Origin of the sequence: Hyphomonas sp. UBA3601 (assembly GCF_002375605.1) — a bacterium.
Taxonomy (GTDB): Bacteria; Pseudomonadota; Alphaproteobacteria; order Caulobacterales; family Hyphomonadaceae; genus Hyphomonas.
The window spans coordinates 1-8,232 of record NZ_DFME01000123.1 but is presented as its reverse complement, the minus strand read 5'-3'; the positions used below and the strand labels follow the sequence as shown (position 1 = coordinate 8,232).

General features: G+C 55.8%; 8 protein-coding genes. 2 read left to right on the top strand and 6 right to left on the bottom strand.

Going from position 1 to position 8,232, the window contains the following annotated elements:
• From B4F73_RS13305 to groES, 3 genes are all read right to left on the bottom strand, one after another.
• Positions 1–680 (bottom strand): AMP-binding protein (locus B4F73_RS13305; protein ID WP_290483504.1); only part of this gene is annotated, 680 nt, incomplete at its 3' end.
• Positions 681–833: 153 nt separating this feature from the next.
• Complete coding sequence (gene groL, locus B4F73_RS13300) at positions 834–2,483, bottom strand: chaperonin GroEL (protein WP_034811605.1); 1,650 nt, start codon at positions 2,481–2,483, stop codon at positions 834–836.
• 54 nt (positions 2,484–2,537) lie between these two features.
• Complete coding sequence (gene groES / locus B4F73_RS13295) at positions 2,538–2,828, bottom strand: co-chaperone GroES (protein ID WP_034811607.1); 291 nt, start codon at positions 2,826–2,828, stop codon at positions 2,538–2,540.
• A 404-nt stretch (positions 2,829–3,232) separates the two neighbouring features.
• On the opposite strand from groES, the gene B4F73_RS13290 reads away from it, so the two are divergent.
• Both B4F73_RS13290 and B4F73_RS13285 read left to right on the top strand, forming a co-directional pair.
• On the top strand, positions 3,233–3,985 hold the full coding sequence (locus B4F73_RS13290) for a GGDEF domain-containing protein (RefSeq protein WP_206990740.1): 753 nt from the start codon (positions 3,233–3,235) through the stop codon (positions 3,983–3,985).
• Between the two features lie 47 nt (positions 3,986–4,032).
• Entirely contained in the window at positions 4,033–5,178 is a 1,146-nt protein-coding gene (locus tag B4F73_RS13285) for a DUF3137 domain-containing protein (protein ID WP_290483503.1), read from the top strand.
• Positions 5,179–5,182: 4 nt separating this feature from the next.
• Here the strand turns inward: B4F73_RS13285 and B4F73_RS13280 are convergent, their stop codons facing one another.
• Genes B4F73_RS13280 through B4F73_RS13270 form a run of 3 tightly spaced genes read right to left on the bottom strand, consistent with a single transcriptional unit; the run spans position 5,183 to position 7,979 of the window.
• Positions 5,183–6,127, bottom strand: a complete 945-nt coding sequence (locus tag B4F73_RS13280; protein WP_242517325.1) for an RDD family protein — start codon at positions 6,125–6,127, stop codon at positions 5,183–5,185.
• Positions 6,124–7,125 (bottom strand): stage II sporulation protein M, encoded by a 1,002-nt coding sequence (locus B4F73_RS13275; protein ID WP_290483502.1) that lies wholly within the window; start codon positions 7,123–7,125, stop codon positions 6,124–6,126. The genes B4F73_RS13280 and B4F73_RS13275 overlap by 4 nt, the downstream gene beginning before the upstream one ends.
• Positions 7,122–7,979: a DUF58 domain-containing protein gene (locus B4F73_RS13270; RefSeq protein ID WP_290483501.1), complete on the bottom strand. Its 858-nt coding sequence runs from the start codon at positions 7,977–7,979 to the stop codon at positions 7,122–7,124. The genes B4F73_RS13275 and B4F73_RS13270 overlap by 4 nt, the downstream gene beginning before the upstream one ends.
• Positions 7,980–8,232 lie beyond the last annotated feature (253 nt).

Here is an 8,232-nt window from a genome sequence, read left to right as displayed (position 1 = left end):
AGCACCTGCCGCGCCGTTTTTCCCATAAGCTGAACTGCCATCTTGAACTCTTCCATAGTGGACGGGTAGGGCAGACCGGCTTTCTCTGCGCCTTCTCTGGACGCCTGTCGCCAGACAGATTGTGACCACATCACGCCTTTGGGCATTCCGGTGGTTCCGCCGGTGTAGAGGAAAAACAAATCTTCTGGTGATCGGTCGATGCCGAGCGGAGACGGGTCACCGTCGGCGGCGAGACAGTCATAGTCTACCGCCCAGTCAGGCACGTCTCCGCCGCCAATCTGGACCCAGGCCGTCAGCTTGGGCAAGCGACCGCGGACCAGTTCAACCTGATCAGTAAATTGTGCATCAAAGAACACAACCGCAGCGTCCGAGTTATCAAAAATGTAGAAGAGTTCGTCGGCGAGATAGCGATAGTTGACGTTCACATGCGTGAAACGACCTTTGAAACAAGCGGCGAGCGCTTCAGTATATTCAGGCTGGTTACGTAGATAGAAGCCAGCTTTGTCGCCTGTTTCGATCCCCATCTCGCGTAAATTCCGCGCAAGCCGGTTTGATCGAGCCGTGAAGTCTGGCCAGTATGTCCGCCGTGTCCCGTGGGCCAGAGCCAGGTCTTCCGGACCAAGCATCTCGCCCACAGCATCAAGCATGTCACCGAAATTCATATCCGAAGCAGATGCCACTTTGTTTCTCTCCCGTTTGTGTTTTTGGCAACTCTAAGCGGTTGCCGCAGCGGTAGAGAAGCTGGAATCGAGTGCGTCGGAAGGATCATTTCGCCCAAAAAAAGAGGCAGCACCGAAGTGCTGCCTCTGACAATTTGGCTTTGAGGGCCGGGCTTAGAAGCCCATGCCACCCATTCCGCCCATGCCGCCACCCATGTCAGGCATGCCGCCGCCGGCACCTTCCTTCTTTGGGGCTTCAGCGATGGACGCTTCCGTCGTGATCAACAGGCCAGCAACCGATGCAGCGTTCTGCAGAGCAGAGCGCACAACTTTCACCGGGTCGATCACGCCCATGGCGACGAGGTCACCATATTCTTCGGTCTGGGCGTTGAAGCCGAAGCCCTTGCCCTTGCCGCGACGGATCTGGTCGACAACGACCGAGCCTTCGACGCCGGCGTTTTCAGCGATCTGGCGAACCGGAGCTTCCAGAGCCTTGCGCACGATGTCGATACCGGCCTGTTCGTCAGCATTCAGACCTTTGACGTCGATATTGCTTGCAGCAGCGAGAAGCGCCGTACCACCACCAGGGACGATACCTTCTTCCACAGCGGCACGCGTGGCGTTCAGGGCGTCATCGACGCGATCCTTGCGCTCTTTCACTTCCACTTCAGTGGCACCGCCAACCTTGATGACAGCTACGCCGCCAGCCAGTTTCGCGAGACGCTCCTGCAGCTTCTCCTTGTCGTAGTCGGAAGACGTGTCTTCGATCTGCTTGCGGATCTGCGACACGCGAGCTTCGAGGTCTTTCTTGGCGCCAGCGCCGTCCACGATGGTCGTGTCATCTTTTGTGATGGCGACTTTCTTCGCGGTGCCGAGCATGTCCATGGAGACGTTCTCGAGCTTGATGCCGAGATCTTCGGAAATGACCTGGCCGCCGGTAAGGACAGCGATGTCCTGCAACATGGCTTTGCGGCGGTCGCCGAAACCTGGAGCTTTCACAGCAGCGATCTTCAGGCCGCCGCGCAGCTTGTTGACCACGAGGGTGGCCAGTGCTTCACCGTCGACATCTTCAGCGATGATCAGGAGCGGCTTCTGGCTCTGAACAACGTTTTCGAGGATCGGCAGCATTGGCTGCAGGGAAGACAGCTTGCTCTCGTGCAGCAGAATGAACGGATCTTCGAGTTCCGCGATCATCTTGTCCGGATTGGTGATGAAGTAAGGCGACAGGTAGCCACGATCGAACTGCATGCCTTCGACAACATCGAGTTCGGTTTCGAGCGACTTGGCTTCTTCAACCGTGATGACGCCTTCATTGCCGACTTTCGCCATGGCTTCGGCGATCATTGCGCCAACTTCGGTGTCGCCGTTTGCAGAGATCGTGCCGACCTGGGCAATCTCTTCGTTCGACTTCACCTTCTTGGAATGATGAGCGAGGTCTTTAACGACTTCGGCGGATGCCTTGTCGATGCCGCGCTTCAGGTCCATTGGGTTCATGCCGGCAGCAACGCGCTTCAGGCCTTCGCGAACGATGGCTTGGGCGAGAACCGTTGCGGTCGTGGTGCCGTCACCGGCAACGTCGTTGGCCTTGGAAGCCACTTCGCGCAGCATTTGTGCGCCCATGTTTTCCAGCTTGTCTTCAAGCTCGATCTCTTTTGCGACGGTGACGCCGTCCTTCGTGGTGCGCGGAGCGCCGAAGGATTTCTCGATGACGACGTTACGGCCTTTTGGACCGAGCGTGACTTTAACGGCGTTGGCAAGCGTATCGACGCCTTTCAGCATCCGTTCGCGAGCTTCTGCGCCGAAAACTACGTGTTTGGCTGACATTGTGGATTACCTCTGTTGAGAATTCTGTCTGATGGAAAGCGAAAGTGTGGGGGCTTAGCCCTCCAGGACACCCATGATGTCGCTCTCTTTCATGATGAGCAGTTCTTCGCCATCGACGGTCACTTCCGTGCCGGACCATTTACCGAAGAGCACGCGATCACCAGCTTTGACGTCGAGCGCGACACGCTCGTTGTCGTCACCAATCGCACCAGCGCCGACGGCGACGATTTCGCCTTCCTGCGGCTTTTCCTTTGCGGTGTCGGGAATGATGATCCCGCCCTTGGTTTTCTCTTCTTCCTTGACGCGGCGCACGACGACACGGTCGTGCAGGGGACGAAGTTTCATTGGATTTAGCCCTCTTGTCTCTTTGACGAGTTCAATTGAAAACGGTCGTCAGCAAGCAAATGTCAGGGGGCTTTAGCACTCACCCGGCACGACTGCTAACGATGCTGCGGAGTTAAGAGCTGCGAACCACAGCGTCAACCGCGCCATTGCGAAATTTTTTGTAATTTCAGAACGCGAGAAAGGCTGTTGGACGGCTCGGGAACGACGGCTTCGGAGCGCTAACAATAAAAATTCAGCCAGTCCCATGCCTGATTGGGTGAGCATTGGCGCAACGTCAAGGCGTAGCGACCAGCTTGTCTGCTTGTTTCCAAAAGATGAATGGTCAGGCGTTAAAATTCCTCAATCGATTGACGGTAAAATATACTTCCTATGTCACAACCGCTACAGCAACCGGGAGTCGGGACGTGCAGGGTAAATTCGAAGATGTGGTCGAATCGCTGACCTTTTTCGCTTTTGTGGCGATTACGGCGCTTTGCCTATGCTTCACCTTTTCCGTCATTGTCTATTCAATGGGGTTCCCGTCTGATCCCCAGAATTTCATTGTCGCGAACCTTTTCATTGCGTCCTGTGTGGCCGTTCCGACGGCCGCAATTGCTGCCCAACACGAGTACAGAATGAGAATTTACCAGCGCACGCTGGAAGATATGGCCTCTACTGACGCACTGACGGGACTGCTAAACCGCAAGTTCTTCAAACAATTTGCCTGTGAAGAACTCGCGCGCATGAGCCGGACGGAGATGACATCGGCGGTGGCGTTGTTCGACATCGACTATTTCAAGGCGGTAAACGACCAGCATGGTCATGCAGCGGGCGACCGTGTGCTGCGAGAAATCGCGGCGGTCGCATATTCTGAACTTCGCGGTCCATTCGACCGACTTGGGCGCTGGGGCGGTGAAGAGTTTGTTGTCCTGCTCAGCAATGTCGATATGGAGAAGGCGCTCAGCGTCTGTGACCGTCTTCGTTCTTCCATTGAAGACCATGTCGTCATCGTGGACGGACAACCCGTGAGTGTCACTGCGAGTTTCGGCCTGGCCATGTTACCGCCCAACTCGGATTTCGACGACATGCTCGAACAGGCGGACGGCGCGCTTTACGAGTCCAAGGCCAAGGGGCGCAATTGCGTCACGGCCGTCAAGGAACTTACGCTCGCGGCTTGATCCCAAATTGTCGGGTCCCTAAGCCTGATACCTGAGGGGGACTCAGTATGTCAGACATTAGTCCAAACAGGTTGAACGACGCTTTGACGCGCGCGCCATCCCTCGCGGCGTTATCGGGTCGTCGTACAGAGTTTGCTAAGGCTGAGCGTGTTTGGTCGGATGTACTTGAGCCCGAACTGTCCCGGCGGGAAGAGAGTCGGAAAGCCACAATACGTGCAGCGATAACGCGTTCAATTATCGGTGCTGGCATCCCGGTCTTCATTATTATTTTGTTGATGATCTCTACGCTCGTGAGTGTTGATATCATCTCACCCGGACTCATATTTCTGGTCTTGGTGTCAGGCGCGATTGTGTCGGCGACCGCCTGGGTCAAGGTTTTTACAATGAAGTCGCAGACCAAGCAGTTGATCCTTTCAGCTGCCTGTGAACCGTTTGGCTTCACCTATGACACATTGCATCCAGACCTGTCCGGTATTGTCGATTTGAAGACGCTGGCTTCTCGGGCGAAGGAGTTGAATGCGGCCTATTCTGGCAAGATGAACTCGACAGTGAATACGCCGTTAGGCGCGATCAACATGAGTTCCACGAACGGTCCTGACGCGCCGACGCCAGCTTTTGAAATACTGAAAACTGTCAAATTGCTACCGGGTCACTCGCGTCTCAAATTCGAAGATCTGATTTCGGGTGAGCGTGCGGGGACTCGCTTTGCATTGGTTGAAGCCAAACTTGAAACCGGTGGCAAGAATAGCAAGACCGTATTTCAGGGCATTCTGGTTCATGTCGAATACCCAGAGCGCTTTCTTGGTCGAACCGTGATCGCGCGGTCTGGATGGTGGAAGCGGGGCAGGTATTCGGGTGACCTGAAGAAAGTGGATCTGATTTCCCGCGAACTCGAGGAAGCTTTTACCGTCTATTCGACAGACCAGGTGGAGGCCCGGGCGTTGTTGTCCCCAGACAGTATGGAGCGCCTGATCGCATTGGAGCGGCACTTTTCCGGGGGCAAGCTTCGCGGTGTGTTCGAAGATGGTCACATGACTCTGGCGCTGGAAGCGGAGGATCAGTTCGAAGCAGGTTCGATCTTCAAAACCTTGGTGGATCCACGTCGCTATGCGTCTGCGCTGGTTGAGTTGGGTCTCGTGTGTGACCTGATCGACGGCTTCCTGACCCGGGATTGGGTGCAGGGGCGTTTGTAGATAGTCAGCGCACGTCGAACTTGTCGGTTTTCCGTTCGCCCAAAATCATGCGTTGTTCGAGCCGCCTTCGAAGGGTTGCATAATAGGCTTCCAGAAAGGCGATATCGGTTTCACCCGGCTGGGCTTGCCATCCAATCTTTTGCCGAATGCGAAGCGCGACCTGCGCCTTTACATCTTGCGTTGACTGGCGAAGGACATCTTCCAATACGTGCAATTCATGAATGCCATAGGCTTCGGCTTGTTGGGGTGTGAAGGCAAATCGCTCATGCGTAGTGGCTCGGGTCGTCGATGAGATATCGCCCATCAGCTTGGTTTTGGGGTTTTTGATTACCCAGGTGCCAGCAATCAGGTCGCCAACGCGCATCTTGTCCTTGTTGAAGATTGGGAAGAGCAGGAAGATGCCGGACCAGACCAAGCCAAGCAGGGCCATCCAGCTGGTCACTTGATCCCCGCCCATCATAAGGAACTGAAAGGGTAGACCGATTTCGATTTCACGAATGAAATTCCGGGCTAGAACCGAGTTCGCAGTCAGACGCCCGCCATTGCGAGAGGTGACCCGGACGCCAAGGGCGCGCTTTCCGGGTGTGGCAGCCTTCGTGCCAAGTTCGAAGAAGATGTAGTAGAAATTTCGGACGAAGAAGAAAAAGACAAGCCAAACCGCCCAAGCGATATTGGCACTCTCGGGGTCCATGGCCCTTATTGCAAAAGAGAGCCCCAAAGCGGTCGCGATTACGATGGCCCATTGTATCGCGACATCGATGAGAAACGCGCCTGCACGCTCGGATGCAGTAGCCAGTTTAAGCTGTATCGCGGCGCCTTCCGGCGTGACCAGTTTTCGTACAAGTTTCGACTGACGCTCCTGCTCTTGCATGCGGGCGCGGCGGCGGCGCGCAGCTTCAACATTCGCAAGGTTCACGGTGTCTGGTGCCGGAGGAACGGTAGAGCTCATACGGTGTCCGTTCGTCTTGGCAGATAAAAATATGCGCACCACAAACCGAGAATGCTCAGAGCGATCGTATAGCGGATCGCGTCACTATTGATCATTTGCCGCCCGAAGCCTTCTAGCAAAGCCGCGACGATCAGCATGATGACGCACCCCATTGCAATTGTGGCGGCCTTTTGCCCGGCATGGCGCGCCGAGTTCAACCTGGTCATCTGGCCGGGGAAAGCGACTGCGCCCCCTATCACGAAGCCCGCTGCTCCTGCCAGTATGATGGCAAACAACTCGGTTGTTCCGTGGATCACCAGCCATCCGGTAAATTCATAGCCAAGCCCCTTGTCCCAGAATACGGCATGAAGTGAGCCCATCATGACACCGTTGTATACGAGCAGCCATGCGGTGGGGATACCGAACGCAAATCCGAGCGCGAAAGCAAACAGCGCAATCTGGGCATTGTTGTTGAACAGGAAACTCGCAAAGGAAGTCAGCTGGCCGTCGCCGTGATCTCCCTCGTCGGTATAGATTGTGGACCTCAGATATTCGACGGACGCATCCGGATTGCGCCCGTCCCAGATGTTCTGGCCATGAAAAGTCCAGAACCATTCCATGTCCTGCATGCACAGAAAGAATGCGAGCGCCCATCCGCCAAACAGGAACAGAGCTGCCAGCAAAGTTGGCCCGATGGCCGAGGAGACACAAGCAGGCCAGTCGCGTCGCAGGAAATCCATCATGCGCTCGCCGATGGAGGTCCGGGCGCCGTAGACGAAGAAATATGCACGTGTGCAGAGGCTTTCGAGATAGGCGATGACATTCTGGTCGAGCGAAATGGAGCGCGCCACCGACAAGGAAGAAACCGCCTGCCTATAGAGGCGAGGCAAGGCTGTCATATCGTCGTCGCTGAGCGCTTTCACGCCGGAGTTTTCAGCCCGTGTCAGGATCAAGTCCAGTTTGCGCCAGTCGGACTCACGCTCTTCGCGGAAGCGGTAGGATTTGAGAAGGTCGCTCACAGCATGTCCCTCTGTTTGATCTGAAGGTACCGGGAGATCAGTTCCGCGCCGAATTGTTCCGGTCTCGTCTCGATCACTTGTACGCCCATGCGCTGAAGCCGAAGCAGGACGGTGTCGCGCTCAGCCATGAGCGTGTCTGCGATGACGGCGCGAGTTACAGATTCCGTTGAACTTGGTGGCGCATCTACCATTTCTGCGAGCGATTCATCCTCGAATGTGGCAAATATCACCAGATGCCGATCAGTCAGGCGTTTCACATTTTCCAGCATGAGTTCGGCCGAAATCGTGTCGACAAAGTCGGAGAAAATAATGATGAGGCTGCGTCGCTCCAGCTTGCTCGCGAGTGAGGAGAGTGCAAGCGTGAAATTGGCCTCCTCAGCGGAGTAATCCAGTTGAGCCGCCAGATCCTGAGCTTTTGTGAAACTGCGTTGACCAGACATGAACCCGCTCATGAAACCGGGCTTGGCATCAAAGCCATAGATCATGGCGCGGTCGCCGCTGCGAAGAGACACAAAGGACAGGAGTAGTCCGGCATTGATGGCGCGATCAATCTTGGGCACGCCGCCAAGCGGCTCGCTCATCAATCGACCCGTATCAAAAGCGAAGACGATATTGTGATTGCGTTCGGTTCGGAATTCCTTGGCGAGCAGGTTGCGGTGGCGTGCAGAGTGTTTCCAGTCGATTGCCCGCCGATCCATGCCGGTCGTGAACTCGCGCAAAGCGTCGAATTCACTGCCATCGCCGCGCTCGATCTGCATCTTCACGCCGAATTCCGCATCACGAGAATAGATACGAATAGCTTCGTCTTTCACCCAGCGGATATTGGGTGTGATCGGAATATCTCTATCCAGCAAGGTAGTGTGTTGTTTTTGTATCAGCCCGAGCGGACCTTTCCAGCGGCTCCAAAGTTTGACCAGCCTGGCGAGACCCCGTCGTGTTGGCGTGAGCGGCAACGAGTATGACCGCGCCCGGTCCTGCCAGCCTCTTAATCCTGCGGGTGGAATGGTCTGCAAGAACGCGTTCACTTCCAACAACACCTCGATTCGTCTGGGAAGCGGACCTCGCGCGAACCGCAGCGTCAGGTCCGCTGGATCAGACCCGCCGACA